General features: G+C 69.4%; 14 protein-coding genes. 11 read left to right on the plus strand and 3 right to left on the minus strand.

Features of this window, described 5'->3' with window-relative positions:
* Positions 1-12 precede the first annotated feature (12 nt).
* The 5 genes from IG04_RS0103050 to IG04_RS0103070 are packed head-to-tail and all read left to right on the plus strand — an operon-like array spanning position 13 to position 7,727.
* Complete coding sequence (locus IG04_RS0103050) at positions 13-2,148, plus strand: glycoside hydrolase family 36 protein (protein ID WP_030474963.1); 2,136 nt, start codon at positions 13-15, stop codon at positions 2,146-2,148.
* Positions 2,145-3,443 carry an ABC transporter substrate-binding protein gene (locus tag IG04_RS0103055; protein WP_030474964.1) on the plus strand — a complete coding sequence of 433 codons (1,299 nt, stop codon included), beginning with the start codon at positions 2,145-2,147 and terminating at the stop codon, positions 3,441-3,443. Before IG04_RS0103050 ends, IG04_RS0103055 begins: the two co-directional genes overlap by 4 nt.
* Positions 3,443-4,372 carry a carbohydrate ABC transporter permease gene (locus tag IG04_RS0103060; RefSeq protein ID WP_084400778.1) on the plus strand — a complete coding sequence of 310 codons (930 nt, stop codon included), beginning with the start codon at positions 3,443-3,445 and terminating at the stop codon, positions 4,370-4,372. Before IG04_RS0103055 ends, IG04_RS0103060 begins: the two co-directional genes overlap by 1 nt.
* On the plus strand, positions 4,369-5,190 hold the full coding sequence (locus IG04_RS0103065) for a carbohydrate ABC transporter permease (RefSeq protein ID WP_030474966.1): 822 nt from the start codon (positions 4,369-4,371) through the stop codon (positions 5,188-5,190). Before IG04_RS0103060 ends, IG04_RS0103065 begins: the two co-directional genes overlap by 4 nt.
* Before the next feature lie 17 nt (positions 5,191-5,207).
* Positions 5,208-7,727: a carbohydrate-binding protein gene (locus tag IG04_RS0103070; RefSeq protein ID WP_144065121.1), complete on the plus strand. Its 2,520-nt coding sequence runs from the start codon at positions 5,208-5,210 to the stop codon at positions 7,725-7,727.
* Between the two features lie 177 nt (positions 7,728-7,904).
* Here IG04_RS0103070 and IG04_RS0103075 read toward each other — a convergent pair whose 3' ends face one another.
* Positions 7,905-8,096: a hypothetical protein gene (locus tag IG04_RS0103075; RefSeq protein WP_144065122.1), complete on the minus strand. Its 192-nt coding sequence runs from the start codon at positions 8,094-8,096 to the stop codon at positions 7,905-7,907.
* A gap of 261 nt (positions 8,097-8,357) precedes the next feature.
* On the opposite strand from IG04_RS0103075, the gene IG04_RS0103080 reads away from it, so the two are divergent.
* From IG04_RS0103080 to IG04_RS0103100, 5 genes are all read left to right on the plus strand, one after another.
* On the plus strand, positions 8,358-9,041 hold the full coding sequence (locus IG04_RS0103080) for a response regulator transcription factor (protein WP_030474969.1): 684 nt from the start codon (positions 8,358-8,360) through the stop codon (positions 9,039-9,041).
* Entirely contained in the window at positions 9,038-10,405 is a 1,368-nt protein-coding gene (locus tag IG04_RS0103085; protein WP_030474970.1) for a sensor histidine kinase, read from the plus strand. The genes IG04_RS0103080 and IG04_RS0103085 overlap by 4 nt, the downstream gene beginning before the upstream one ends.
* A complete protein-coding gene (locus tag IG04_RS0103090; protein ID WP_030474971.1) occupies positions 10,402-10,596 on the plus strand; it encodes a hypothetical protein in 195 nt (64 codons plus the stop codon). Before IG04_RS0103085 ends, IG04_RS0103090 begins: the two co-directional genes overlap by 4 nt.
* 243 nt (positions 10,597-10,839) lie before the next feature.
* Entirely contained in the window at positions 10,840-11,259 is a 420-nt protein-coding gene (locus IG04_RS0103095) for an SRPBCC family protein (protein WP_144065123.1), read from the plus strand.
* 31 nt (positions 11,260-11,290) lie between these two features.
* Positions 11,291-11,773 carry a MarR family winged helix-turn-helix transcriptional regulator gene (locus tag IG04_RS0103100; protein WP_030474973.1) on the plus strand — a complete coding sequence of 161 codons (483 nt, stop codon included), beginning with the start codon at positions 11,291-11,293 and terminating at the stop codon, positions 11,771-11,773.
* 320 nt (positions 11,774-12,093) lie between these two features.
* Here IG04_RS0103100 and IG04_RS0103110 read toward each other — a convergent pair whose 3' ends face one another.
* The gene (locus IG04_RS0103110; protein ID WP_051768761.1) at positions 12,094-12,336 is read right to left on the minus strand and encodes a WGxxGxxG family protein; all 243 of its coding nucleotides are present in this window, start codon (positions 12,334-12,336) and stop codon (positions 12,094-12,096) included.
* 64 nt (positions 12,337-12,400) lie between these two features.
* Between IG04_RS0103110 and IG04_RS46220 the strand changes: the two genes are divergently transcribed.
* Positions 12,401-12,568 carry a hypothetical protein gene (locus IG04_RS46220; RefSeq protein WP_157512854.1) on the plus strand — a complete coding sequence of 56 codons (168 nt, stop codon included), beginning with the start codon at positions 12,401-12,403 and terminating at the stop codon, positions 12,566-12,568.
* On the opposite strand, the gene IG04_RS0103120 is transcribed toward IG04_RS46220, so the two are convergent.
* On the minus strand, positions 12,565-14,706 hold the full coding sequence (locus tag IG04_RS0103120) for a DEAD/DEAH box helicase (RefSeq protein ID WP_030474975.1): 2,142 nt from the start codon (positions 14,704-14,706) through the stop codon (positions 12,565-12,567). The two genes, IG04_RS46220 and IG04_RS0103120, sit on opposite strands and share 4 nt — an antisense overlap.
* Positions 14,707-14,712: the final 6 nt, after the last annotated feature.

Raw genomic sequence — 14,712 nt, forward strand, 5'->3', positions numbered from 1 at the left:
ACTGTGATTTCGATGGAGTCCGCGACCAGCGTGGTCTGGGGCCATTCGGCGCTGGAACTGGTGGTGGACGTGGCGTCCGGCGGCCCGGTCGGCGTCCGCTCGCTCACCGCCGGAGGCGACCGCGCTGATCGTCCCCGAGCTGTGCAGCCGCTGGTCGAGCTGCTGGTGGCGGGCCAGGGACGGGCCCGGGTCTCGCACAGGTTCTCCGAGACCGCGGTGGGCACGCGCATGGTCTTCGCCGGTTCCTCCAGCGGCACCGACGGCAAGTGGCGCGAGCTGCACATCGACCTGAGGGACGAGCGGACTGGCCTGGTGGCGCGCACGACGTTCCGCTCGGTGGACGGGATCGCCGCCTGCCAGATCACCACCACCGTGACCAACCAGGGTCAGGAGCCGGTGCTGCTGCAGGGGTTGAGCTCCTTCGCCGCCGGTTTCGGCCACGCGCGGGCCGAGGACGTCGACCTGCTCAGAGCGGACAGCGAGTGGCTCGGAGAGGGACGGTGGGCCCGCCACCCGTTGCGCGACGGCGCCCTGCCCGACCTCGGCCTCGGGCTGCACGGGCAGGACGGTCGTGGCCGGGTCGCCGTCGTCAGCACCGGCACGTGGTCGACGGGAACGGTCCTGCCGACCGGCGGGCTCGTCGACCGGCGAACCGATCAGGCGTGGCTGTGGCAGGTCGAGCACAACGGAGCGTGGCGCTGGGAGGTGGCCGAGCGGATGAACGGCGTCTACGTCGCGCTGCTCGGGCCGACCGACATCGACCACCAGTGGCAGCAGCGCCTGCTGCCGGGTGAGTCGTTCACCTCCGTCCCGGTGTCGGTGGCGGTGTCGGCGTCCGGTGTGGACGGTGCGATCGCCGCGCTGACCCGGCATCGGCGCGAGATCGTGCGCCCGCACCGCGACCTCACCGCTTTGCCGGTGGTGTTCAACGACTACATGAACACGCTGATGGGCGATCCCACCACGGAGAAGCTGCTGCCGTTGATCGACGCGGCGGCCGACGCGGGTGCGGAGGTGTTCTGCGTCGACGCGGGCTGGTACGACAACGGCTCGAGCTGGTGGGACGGCGTCGGTGAATGGGAGCCGTCGTCGACCAGGTTCCCCGCCGGCATCGAGGAGGTGATCGGGCACATCCGCGCGCGCGGCATGGTGCCCGGCCTGTGGCTGGAGCCGGAGGTGATCGGCGTGCGCAGCCCGATGGGCGACCGGCTGCCCGAGTCCGCGTTCCTGCAACGGGGCGGTTTCCGGCTGGTCGAGCACGGCCGCTACCACCTGGACCTGCGCGACCCGCGAGCCGTCGCACACCTCGACGCGGTGGTCGACCGGCTGGTCGGCGAGCTGGGCGTGGGGTATTTCAAGCTCGACTACAACATCGACGGTGGTGCGGGCACGGACGTGGCCGCGGACAGCGTCGGTGCCGGCCTGCTCGCCTGCAACCGGGCGCACCTCGCGTGGCTCGACGCGGTCCTGGACCGGCATCCCGGACTGGTCCTGGAGAACTGCGCGTCCGGTGCGATGCGGATGGACTACGCGATGTTGTCGCGGATGCAGCTGCAGTCCACCAGCGACCAGCAGGACCACCTGCGTTACCCGCCGATCGCCGTGGCCGCGCCGATGTCGGTGCTGCCGGAGCAGTCGGCCAGCTGGGCCTACCCGCAGCCGGGCATGTCCGCCGAGGAGATGGCCTTCACGCTGTGCACCGGGATGCTCGGCCGCCTGTACCTGTCCGGTCGTCTCGACGCCATGACCGCGGCACAGCTGGATTCCGTGCGGGCCGCGGTGCGGGTGCACCAGGAGATCCGCGCCGACCTCGCCGCCGCGGTTCCGTTGTGGCCACTGGGTCTTCCCGCGTGGGACGACCGGTGGCTGAGCCTCGCCATGAAGTCCGGTGACCTCACCTACCTGGCGGTCTGGCGCCGTGGTGGTGACCGGACGGACGTCACCCTGCCGTTGCCGCATCTGCGCGGCGCGGACATCGAGCTCGACGTGCTCCACCCGTCCGATCTGCCCGAGTGGACCTGCGACTGGGACGCGGACGCGGGAGTGCTGAGCATGACCGCCCACCGCGTCCCCGCGTCGGCCCGCCTGTTCCGGATCACCCGGCTCACCTCCCCGATTCCCTCCCCCACCGAAGGGTTCGCACGATGAAGAGACTGATCGGCGTTGCCACCGTCCTTTTGGCACTCGCGGCGTGCAGCGACCCCGGCGCGGACACCGCCACCGCGGGAGCGGTCTCCTGGGCCGATCCCACCGCGTCGCTCAGCGGCGTCAAGCTGACCATGTGGGCCGCGCAGAACAGCAACACCGTGCCGGAGCAGGTGGTGGCGGCGTTCGAGAAGGCGACCGGTGCCGACGTCGACGTCGTGACGATCCCGGACCCGTACGAACAGGGCGTGCAGACCAAGGTGGCGACCGGTGACAAGCCGGACCTCGCCTTCTGGCAGCCCACCGCGTCCATGCTCACCGCGATCAACGCCAAGGCGAACCTCCAGCCGCTCACCGACGCGCCGTGGTTGCCGAAGCTGGCACCCGAACTCAAGGACATCACCGGCCTTCTCGACGGCACGCGCTATGCGGCACTGATCACCAGCCCGGCCGTGGAAGGCGTGTACTACAACAAGGACGTGTTCGCGGCCAACGGGATCACGGAACTGCCGAAGAACTTCGACGACATGATCGCCAAGGCCAGGGCACTCAAAGCCAAGGGCGTCACGCCGTTCTTCGAGATGGCCGGTGACCGCTGGGCCACCCAGTGGTGGGTGCAGGTGCTGCTCGCCGACGCCGCCAAGAACGGTCTCTGGGAGAGGATCAACACCGGCAAGGAGACCTTCACCAGTCCGGTCGTGGTCGACGCGATCAGGAAGTACCAGGCCCTGATCGACGAAGGCCTGTTCAACGCCGACATCAAGACCGCGAAGTTCGAGGACCAGGGCGCCGCGCTGCTCGACGGCAAGGCCGCGATGGTCGTGCAGGTCAACTCGTTCTTCGGGCAGCTGCAGGCGAAGTCCGACACCGCGGCGCTCGACCGGAAGATCGGGTTCTTCCCGATCTCGCCGTCCGGCAACGTCGGCACGTTCATCCCGGACCAGTCCAACGCGCTCGTCGCGTTCCGCACCGGGGACGCCAAGCGCGAGGCAGCGGCCCGGCAGCTGCTCGCGTACTGGATGGGGCCCGGCTACCAGGAGTTCGTCACCGCCCGCAAGACCGTCTCGCTGCAGCCCGCCGTCGCGAACCCCGCCGGTGTGCCGAAAGCGCTGCTCGACGTGCACGCGTCACTGGGCACCGCGGTCGGTTCCATGCAGGCGCTGGCGGTCGCGAACCCGGACCTGTACATCAACCTCGCGGACATGATCGTCGGGACGATGGCGCCGGAGCAGGTCGCGAAGGCGACGCAGGACCAGTTCGCCCAGCTGGCCAAGGCGGCCGGGGCACCGGGGTTCTGATGCCGGCCTCCCCCACCGCTGTGCGGGAGCGGCCACGAACCCGGCCGCTGCCCGCGCCGGCCCCGCCCCGTCGCGGCGCCGTCCGGCGGCAGACGCACCCGATGTGGTTCATGGCACCGGCGTTCGCCATCCTGCTCGTGTTCTTCTTCGTACCGACGCTGTTCAACTTCGTCTACGCGTTCACCGACTGGTCGGGCTTCAAGAGCGCGATCAACCCCGTGGGGCTGGACAACTTCACCCAGCTCGCGTCGGACGGCACGCTGCTGCGGGCGGTGCGGATCACCCTCGTCTACGCCGTGCTGGTCGCCCTGTTCCAGAACCTCTTCGGTTTCGGGCTCGCGGTACTGCTCGAACGGGACACCACGCTCAACCGGGTGGCGCGGATCTTCTTCCTGGTGCCCGTGCTGATGTCCGCGCTCGCCGTCGGCTACATCTTCCAGGCGTTGCTGAAACCACAGGGCAGCCTCAACAGTCTGCTGGGCATCGACTACGCCTGGCTCGGTGACACCACCTGGACGATCGTGGTGGTCGCGATGATCCACGCGTGGAAGTGGATGGGCCTGTCCATGCTCATCTACCTGGCGGGCCTGAAGACCATCCCCGAGGACCTGCTGGAGGCGGCGCACATCGACGGCGCCTCCCGCACCAGGGCGTTCTGGTCGATCAGGTTCCCGCTGCTGGCACCCGCGGTCACGTTCAACGTGGCCACGGCGTTGCTGGGGTCGATGAACGGGTTCGACATCGTCCAGGCCACGACCGGCGGAGGCCCGGCGCGCACCACCGAGATCCTCAACATCTTCATCTACCGCACCTTCGGGCAGGGCCTGTTCGCCCAGGCCACCGCGATGAGCCTGGTGCTGTTCCTGCTCGTCGCCCTGCTGGCGTTCCCCGTGATCCGCATGCTGCGCAGGCGGGAGGAGGTCCTTTGACCAGGTTCTGGACCAGGGCGCAGCCCGTCGCGGCGATCGCGCTCGTGCTCGTCGTGATCGGTGTCCCGCTGTGGCTGGTGGTGGTGACAGCGGCGAAGTCCCAGGGCGAGGCGCTCGACCCGGACCTGTCACTGCCGCGGGACTGGCGGTTGCTGGAGAACCTGCGGCAGGTGTGGGACGAGGGCGAGGTGCCCACCGCGTTCCTCGGCAGTCTGCTGGTCGTCGTGCCGACGGTCGCGTTGCTGCTGACGTTCGGGGCGATGGCGGCCTGGATCCTGGCCCGCCGCGCGACCCGGCTGAACGCCGTGCTGTACGCGTTGGGCATCAGCGGCATCGTGCTGCCGCCGGCCGTCGTCACGGTCGTCCTGCTGCTGCGCCAGCTCGGGCTCGCGGGCAGCGCGGCCGGCATGATCGGCGTCTACACGGGCATCTACCTGTCCACGGTGATCTTCTTCGTCACCGGCTTCGTGCGGACCATCCCGCCGGCGCTGGAGGAGGCCGCCCAGATCGACGGCGCGGGCCCGTTCACGGTGTTCTGGCGGGTCGTACTGCCGCTGCTGCGGCCGGTGCTCGCCACCGCCACGATCCTGATCTGCCTCTACGTGTGGAACGACGTGTTCTACGCCTTCTTCGTCATCGGCGGCCGGCTCGACACCCTGCCGCTGAACCTGTTCCGCGTGGCGAGTGCCGGTCTGTACCTCAACAACTGGCATCTGATCTTCGCCTACGTCGTGCTGATGAGCCTGCCACTCGTCGTCGTGCTCGCCGTCGCCCAGCGCAGGATCATCGCGGGCATCACGGGCGGCGCCGTCAAATGATCCCGAATGGAGCTGCTATGCGTTTCCCTGCCTGCGCGGTAGTTGCCGCGTTAGTGCTCACCACCCTGTCACCACCGGTCGCGGTCGCCGCGACCGAAACAGTGCGCGTGGACCTCGCTTCGACGACGGGCAAGTTCCGCGGCGGCGCCACGGGCATGCTGTACGGCTTGGGCGATGCCGGTGTCCCGTCCCAGGACCTGGTCGCGGGCATGCGTCTGCGCAGCATCTCGCAGAAGGCGCCGGACGGGGACCAGCACCCGAACGGCGACGCGCTGAAGCTCGCCGACGAGTTCTTCGCCACGGGTGGCACCGAGATGCACATCTACTCGCAGGACGCGTACAGCAAGTGGCCCTACGAGGACCTCGGCATCGACGACTACGTCGCCAGGTTGCGGCCGCAGCTGGAGAAGGTCGCCCAGCGCCCTGACCGCGACCGGTTCGTGTGGACGATCTTCAACGAGCCGGACGGCATCTGGTACTCGGACTGGGCGAACAAGAAGCAGAAGTTCTTCGCCGACTGGACCAGGGTCTACCGGCTGGTGAAGTCCGTGCTGCCCAACGCGCGCATCACCGGCATCGGCGAGACCCGGTACCGCGCGGACCACCTGCGCGAGTTCCTCACCTACGCCAAGGCGAACAACGTGCTGCCGGAGATCACCAGCTGGCACGAGCTCGGCCCCGACTCGCTGGCGCTCTACCGCGGCCACCACGCGGAGTACCGCGAGATGGAACGGCAGCTCGGCATCTCGCCGAGGGAGATCGTGATCAACGAGTACTCCAACCGGCGGGACACCTCGGTGCCCGGCCAGATGGTCCAGTGGATCACCATGCTGGAAGACACCAAAGTGGACGGTCACATGGCGTTCTGGTCCATGGCCGGCAACCTCAGCGACCACGCCGTGCGGGCCGGCCGTGCCAACGGTGGCTGGTGGCTCACCAAGTGGTACGGCGACCTGTCCGGCGACACCGTCAAGGTGACGCCGCCGCAGCCGAACACGAGGGACACGGTGCAGGGACTGGCCACCCGTGATCGCGACCGGGCGACCGTGCTGCTCGGCGGCACGGCGAACGCGGTGAACGTCGCTCTCACGGGCATCGACCGCAAGGTCTTCGGCGACCAGGTCGACGTGCGCGTCTCCAAGATCGGCTGGACCGGTTACGAGGGTGACGCCGGCCAGCCGCCGGTCGTCGCGGCCTCCAGGGTCCGCGTGGCGAACGGCAACGCCACCATCGCCGTGCCGGGAGGCGACCGGCTCGCCGCCTACCAGGTGATCGTCACGCCGGCCGGCTCCGGCGCGCCGCCGGTCGCGAACGCGCCGTGGCAGGCGAGCTACGAAGCCGAGAACGGCCTGGTGGAGAACGCTCAGGTGTACACCCAGGACGACGGCTCCGGTTCCTGGGACATGGCCATGCGCTACACCACGTCGGGCCGCAAGGACGTCGGTTCCATGAACCGGCCGGACTCCCGCGTCACCGTCAACGTGACCGTGCCGCGCACCGGCACCTACAAACTCGGCACGTTCTACGGCACCAACGCGTTCGTCGGTCAGCAGGCCCTCTACGTGGACGACACCCACGTGCGGAACCTCGTCCTGCCCGCGACCCTCAACTGGACCTATCGCGGCAGGTACGACACCACCGTCGGGCTCACCGCGGGCACGCACCGGATCTCGTTGCGCACCAGCGGTCCCGGTGGCCATCTCGGCGGCTCGGCGGACATCACGCTCGACCGCCTGGACCTGACCGAGGTCACCGGCCCGGAACGGACCACGTACCCGCTGTCCGACGCGCGTGGTTCCAGCCGCAGCGGAGTCCTGCGTGCCGGAGAGTCCGCCACCACCTACGTGTCCGCGGCCGAGGACGGCTACTACCGCCTGGACACCTCGTGGACGGCGACCGGGCGCGGCACCCTGGGACTCACCCTCTCCGGCCGCCGCGTCGCCGGTGCCGACCAGACCGCCACCTGCGCGGGCTCCTGGAACGGCAGCACGACGGTGCACCTGAAGGCGGGCATCACCGAGGTCAAGCTCTCCAACGAGGGCCGCACCCCACTCGTCACCGGCACTCTCACCGTGACACGCGACGCCGCGGCCGACCGGAACACGGTCCGCGTCGAGGCCGAGGCGGGACAGCTCGCGGGCGGCGCGGCGATCGCGTCGAGCCCCTGGGCGTCCGGTGGCTCCTACGTCAGCTACGTCGGCAACAACGGCACGCTGACGGTTCCGCGTACCGGAGCGGCCGGGCAGTACGACCTGACCGTCGCCTATGCCCAGGCGGACAAGAACACCGGGCACGCCTACAACACCGACATCATCAACCGGTCACTCGTCGCCACCGAGGCGGGCGGCAAGGCGACTGCCGCGCGGTACCGCCACAACTACACGTGGGACGGCTTCTGGCTGGAAACGTCCCCGCTCGACCTGGCCACCCGAGGCGGCGCGGTGACCTTCGGCAATCCGGCGGCGTGGGGGCCGAACATCGACTGGGTCCAGTTCGCACCGCTGGTCGTGGCGAACAACGTGACGCGCCGGCGCTGACGGTTCGGGTCGCACGGGCGGGTACCGGCCGCCGATCCTGTCGGCCGGTACCCGGATCTCCCCGTGGCGATTGGTGCGGACGCCCGCCCCGACCGGTTGGCGTCCGCATCACACAGTCTGCCGGAAACCCGCACTGTGCAACCTTGCGAGGCCCTTTCGATGGGATCTCGTTGTCGTCTACTCGTTGCCGACGCAGGTGGTGCAGTAATGGGGCCCCAACGGGCGGTCCGAACCGGCCCAGCCCGCGACGTCCGCCTGCAGCCAGAGCAGGTCCCACGCGATGGGGCCGGTGCTGCTGGTGCGGCGCGACCGCCCGCAGCCGTCACACACGAGGATCGTTCCCGCGCTGCCCTCGTCGGCGGTTGGCATGCCCGTCACGCTGATACGGCCTTTCTTCGTGCAGCAGGCACCGGCCGCAGCTCGGCGGCCGGTGCCTGGCCTTCCCCGGAATCACTGTCGCAGGCACACGCGCCCCCGACGGGCGTGAGCCCGCGGTGCCAAGCATGCCCGATACATGCACTGTGCAACCTTACGAACTCCTTCCGAAGGCACGCAGGCCTTCGCGGATGCGTCCACCATGACAACGTGGTAGAAGCAGCAGCACTGAAACTCCCGGACGAAAAGCAGGACATGGACTTCTCCGTGCTGCTCGTGGACGACGACGAGCGAATTCGCCAGGCTCTCGGTCTCGCACTGGCGGACGAGGGCTTCGCGGTCGAGGAGGCTGTGTCCGGCGAGGACGCTCTGCGCCGCCTCGGCACCGACCTCTTCGACGTCGTCCTGCTCGATCTCATGCTGCCCGGTGTGGACGGCCTGCAGGTGTGCCGGACGCTGCGCGACCAGGGAGATCTGCCGATCATCATCGTCACGGCGCGCACCGACACCCCTGACGTCATCGCGGGCCTGGAGGCCGGCGCCGACGACTACGTGACCAAGCCGCTGGTCGCCAGCGAGCTCGCGGCCCGCATCCGGGCCCTCCTGCGACGACGCGGCGGCCCGGCGCAGAACATCTCGCATCGGATCGAGGACCTGGAGATCTGGCCCGACGAAGGGGTCGTCCACCGTGGCGGTGAGGAGATCCGGCTGACCCGCACCGAGTTCCGCCTGCTCGTGGAACTGGCCGCGGCGGGCGGGAAGATCGTGACGAGGGAGCAGTTGCTGCATCGGGTGTGGGGCTACGACTACTACGGCGACACGCGGCTGCTCCACGTGCACATCCGCAGGCTCCGGACCAAGATCGAGCACAACGCGGACGACCCGGTGTTCGTCCTGACCGTGCGCGGTTCCGGCTACAAGATCGGCCCGCCACGATGACGGTGCGCCGTCCCTCGTTGCGCTGGAGGGTCGCCGCCGCGCTCGGCCTGGGCTCGTTCCTGGTCACCAGCCTCCTGGCCGTCGCCACCTGGAACCTCGCGTCCGACTACATGCTGCGGCAACGCCTGCAGGCCACGACGCGTCAGGCCGAGGTCAACCTGCGGCTGGTCGAGGGAGCCGTGCGCGCGGAGTCGGACGGCCTGACCGAACTGCTCACCGGCCTGACCACCGATCCCGACTCGACCATCATGCTGTTCCGCGCGGGCGAGGTGCTGACGAGCGGACGGCAGGTCGATCCCGGCGTGGTGCCGGACGATCTTCTGTCGCTGGCCCGCAGCGGTGTTCCGGCACGGCAGCGGCTGCACGCCGACGGCATCCCCGTGCTCGCGGTGGCCCAGCCCCTCACCACTACCAGAGGCCTTTACGTGGAGCTCTTCCCGCTCGTCCAGCTCGACCGCACGTTCCGGTTCCTCAGCGGCCTGCTGATCGCCGGAACGGTGCTGAGCGGCCTGATCGGGATGGCACTCGGCTCCTGGGCCAGCAGACGGGCGTTGCGGCCGTTGAGCCAGCTGACCGTCGCCGCGTCCCGCATCGCGGGTGGTGACCTGAAGGCACGGCTGCCCGACCAGGCCGATCCCGATCTCGCTCCGCTCGCCACCACGTTCAACTCCACCGCCGACGCGCTGGAGCAACGGGTGCTGCGCGACGCCCGGTTCGCCGGCGACGTCAGCCACGAACTGCGATCACCGCTCACGACGATGGTGAACGCGGCCGCCGTGCTGCGCCGCAGACAGGCCGAACTGCCCGGCACGGCGGGCAAGGCACTCGGCCTGCTCACGTCCGAAGTGGACAGGTTCGCGCGCATGGTGGTCGACCTGATGGAGATCAGCCGCGCCGACCAGGACGGTGACCTGGAGGCGTTCGAGCCACTCGACGTCGGCGGGCTCGTTCACGGCGTCGCGGGCATCCGCCTGGGCGAGGACGTCGAGATCGTCGTCGACCCGCCTTCACCGCTGGTGCTCGGAGACCGCCGCAGACTGGACCGGGTCGTCGGCAACCTCATCGAGAACGCCGAATGCCATGCGGGAGGCGCGGTCCGGCTCGCCGTGCTCCGCCACGAGGGCAACGTCCGGCTGGAGGTCGACGACGCGGGTCCCGGTGTGCCGGGCGAGATGCGCGCGCAGGTGTTCGAGCGCTTCACCCGTGGTAGCAGGGCAGGCAGCCGGGGCACGGGTGCCGGCAGCGGACTCGGCCTCGCGCTCGTCGCCGAGCACGTCCGCCGCCACGACGGGCAGGTGTGGGTGGAGGACCGGCCAGGCGGCGGGGCGAGGTTCGTCGTGGAGATCCCGGAAGCCGCGTCATGAGAGCCGTCATCGTCGCGACCATGTTCCTGCTCACCACCACCGCATGCGGTGTGTCCACACAGGACGAGCCAGAACCGATCGGCACCTCGGCGACGGGTGAGGCGCCTACTCCCGTGGTGACGCAACGACCCCATTCACCGCCTGAGCTCACGTCGACCACACCCGGCACGCCGACGGCGACCACTCCCTAAGGCCTGTATCGAAGTCTGATCCGCGACAGCCGGGCCCGAGGCGGCCCCTGGCGGCACGGGCGAACGACCCACATACAACACCGGTATGCGGGCCGTTCGCCCGCACCACCAGAAACCACCTCAAGCGCGACTCTCATCGAACCAGACTTCGATACAGGCCTAGTGAGCGATCGTTAGCCATTCGTAGGTTCACATCAGCGGCGATTCGGACAGGATGGGAGAAATCTGCCGGGAGGACACGTTTTGACTCGAAGCCGTTCCATGCCCGCCGACGCGGAGGCCGTCTTCGGCGTCCTCTCCGACCTCGAACACATGACCAGCTGGCTGCCCGGATCCGTCGAGATCGAGCTGTCCGGGCCAGGCCTCATCCGGGTCTGGCTGCCCGGCCGCCACGCTGACCTCGATCTGCAGCGTCAGGTCACCATCGACTGGGACCTGCTGCGCATCTCTTGGGGCAACGAGCCGATGACCAGCTGCACCGGCACCCTTCAGGTGCTACGGCTCGCCCACGACCGCAGTGCGGTGACCGTGCGGCTGACCGGTGCGCCAGGGGCGTCGGCGAGCAGCGTCGACGACTGGGTCGAGGCCGCGCTCAACGCACTCGAAACGGTCATCGCGACCGAATGCCCCATCCCGCAGCAGATGCGCCTGGCGGCACGGTGATCACCGTCCGGGACTGCGGTAGAACTGTGGCATGTCCCGGCCCAAGGTCGACGCCAGCGACGTCGACGCGCTCACGGACGCGGTGCTGACCGCGTCACGTCTGTTGGTCGCGGTGTCGGCGCGATCGCTCGCCGCGGTCGAGGAGACGATCACGCTGCCGCAGTTCCGGCTGCTCGTCATCCTGGACAGCAGAGGGATGATGAGACTCACCTCGCTCGCCGAACTGCTGGACGTCAACCCGTCCACGGTGACGCGCATGGTCGATCGGCTGGTCACGACGGGCATGATCGCGCGCCAGGCCAACCCGGCGACCCGCCGCGAGGTGGTGGTGGACCTGACCGCCGAAGGCCGCCGTGTCGTGCGCGGAGTGACGCGCCGGAGGCGATCGGCGATCAGCCGGATCGTGGCGAGGATGTCCGAGGACGAACGGCGCGGGCTCGTCGGCGCACTGGCCGCGTTCACGGAGGCAGGCGGCGAACCCGCGGTGAACGCGGGCGATCAAGCCTGGATCTGACCAGAGCTCTGCGTCCTGGCCCTGCTCGCTGCTGATCCCACCCGTGGACTTCCGCGTCAACCACACATGCCACTCCACCCGGAACCTCACCGTGAGACGACGGATCGAATGGGTGACCGCGAAGTACAGGCGGGGTGAACGTCACAGCGTCCACCCCGCATCGCTCGTCACAGCATGGCGTTCAGCAGAACAGTGAGCAGGACCGACAGCACCACGGAGATCACCAGCATCGTCAGGCATCCCGCGCGGCCACCCAGGAACTCGACCCGGGTGTTACCGAAGCGCATGGCCGACTTTCGCGCCTACCACCTCCGCTCGCATCACCGGCCCACGGTGCGGTCGGTGACCTGGCTCCGTTTCCGTCCCGCCAGGCCTGCCAAGCCCAGCAGACCGAGGAGGCCAAGCCAGCCCCAGTTGCCGCTGTTGTTGTCGTTGTCGTCCTGAGCCGTCACCACCGCCGTGGCGTGCGGCACGGCCGCGTCGGCCAGCGCCGACGCTGCCGGAACTCCGGCGAGCGCCGCGCCGAGAACGAGTACAACCATGAGCCGCTTCGCGGTGTCCATGTCGTCTCCTCCGGGCGATCGTTGTTTCGGGACGCTGGATACCGCCGGAGAAATCGTCCATGCGGTGATCGGCGAGGATCACACGTTCGAGTGGCGCTCTGGCACCGCGTACCTGTTCGGGGCCGCGCGCTGGCCACATCGGGTGCGGGCAGCACGACGTGGCACCACCGGCAGCAAGGGTTCGATCCGCGCCCACAACTTGTCGGACACGATCCAGGGAGTGCGGCACTAGAGACCGAGGCGTTGCTGCTCGGCCTGCACCACCCGCTGCTCCACCGACACCGCTGAGTCCAGTGCGCTCTCGTGTGAGTGCTTCGTGTCGCTTTCGCGCGCGTAGTGGTCGAACAGCAAAGTCTTGTGGTCGCGGATCTCCTGCACCCGCGCGTCCACGCTGTCCTTGACCAGCAACCGGTGCACGTGGACCTTGCGGACCTGACCCATCCGGTGACAACGGGCGATCGCCTGGTCCTCCGTGCTCGGCTTCCACTGCGGCTCGGCGATGATCACCACGGACGCGGCCTGGATGTTGAGGCCCACGCCGCCCGCCTCGATCTGGGCCACCAGCACCGCGTGGTCCTCGCACGCCGTGAACTCGTCCACCAGTCGCTGACGGCCCTGCGCCGACGTCGCGCCGGTCAGGGGACCGAAGACCTCGACGTGGTCCGCGACCGCGTCCAGCACGTCGTGGAAGTACGAGAACACCACGACCTTCCAGCCGTTGTCCCTCGACTCCTCGATGATCTCCAGCAGCCGCTCCAGCTTCGCCGAGCCGCGAGGCGTGCCCGGCGCGTAGGCGGCGCGGCGCATCGCCATCAGGTTCCCCTCGCGCACCGCGTCCAGGTACGCGCCTCGGTCCTGCTTGCCGAACTCGACCCAGTCCTCCATCTCCAGCAGTTCCGGCAACTCCCCCAGCACGTCCTCCTGGTTGCGCCGCAGGTACACCGGTGCGACGACGCGGCGGAAGGCCTTTGCTCCCACCACGGCATCGGTCGCGCCGGTGCGGGCCGCGACGCTCGGCTGGAGATAGGCGACCAGGTTGCGGAACTCCTCGACGCGGTTCTCCATCGGCGTGCCGGTGAGGAGCACCGCCCGCTCCGCGCGCTGCACGATCGCGTTGACCGCTTGCGAGCGCTGCGTGTCCGGGTTCTTCACGTAGTGCGCCTCGTCGACCACGACCAGCGCCGGGCGGAACCTCTTCGGCAGCACCAGTTTCGGCAACGTGCCGAACGTCGTCACGCCGACGCCGCCCTGCACCAGCCACTCGCCGACCGCGCCGTCGCGGCCCGCGCCGTGCATGCGGTGCGGCACGAGGTCGCTGTGCCTGGCGATCTCGTTGACCCAGTTGACGACGACGCTCGCCGGGCAGACCACCAGGAACCCACGCCGCCCATCGGCGGCGAGGCTGGCCATCACCGCGATGGCCTCGATCGTCTTGCCCAGTCCCATCTCGTCGCCGATGATGACGCGTTTGCGGGCCAGCGCGAACTTGGCTCCGAACACCTGGTAGCCGCGCAGTGACACCTTCAGCAGGCTGGTGTCCAGTGTGGTCGCGTCGACCTCGTGCTCGATGTCGGCCGGGACGAAACCCTTGGCGGCACTGCGATCCGGCATCGCGTCCGCACCGGCGAGGTCGGCGAGGAGCGTGTTGTAGGCGGCCGCGTCGAGCTCGTAGTCACGCCACAGCGCGCGGTGGTCCAGGTCCGGCACGCGCAGCTGCGTGCCCATCGCGCGCAACGCCGCCACGTCACGACTGGCCAGCAGGACCTCGAGCCGGCCGAGCGACTCGATGGCGGCCTGCCGGTTCTTCCGCAACGAGAAGAACATCCGCAGCCGGCTCCACGCACGGGACGCGGCGCGCACATCGGCGTCGATCCTGCCCAGCACGTCTCCGAGCGGCTCGCGCAGCGGACCGACGAGCTGGTTCGCCCTGCGCAGCTTGGACATCAGCTGCAGCAGCTCGGTCTGGGCGCGGTCAGCGCGGTCGGGGTTCAGCCGGACGGTCGTGTCGCGCGCGACGCCGTCGACGACTGCGCGGGCGGCGCGCACGATCTGCTCGGCGGACTGCCTGCCGACTCCGGGCACGCCGTCGAGCTGCTCCAGGCGCGCCCCGGCGACGTCGGCGACGGTCCGGTACCCGGCGGCCTTCAGCTTGCTCAGCCGCAGGTTCGCTTTCGTGTCCCGCAGTTTGTCCACCGGCATGGCACGGAGCTGGTCGGCCACCAGCGAGTCCCGGACCGCCTGGTACTGCGCGGCGGCGAGCGCGTGCAGCCGATCCGGTTCCGCGCGCACCCCTGCTGCCTCGGCGCGGAACGCCTTCGCGGCGGCCAGGACCGCGCGAGCATGCCTACCGACCTTCGACGAGTCGTCCACCCGTGT

It is taken from the genome of Lentzea albidocapillata (assembly GCF_000719115.1).
Lineage (GTDB): Bacteria > Actinomycetota > Actinomycetes > Mycobacteriales > Pseudonocardiaceae > Lentzea > Lentzea albidocapillata.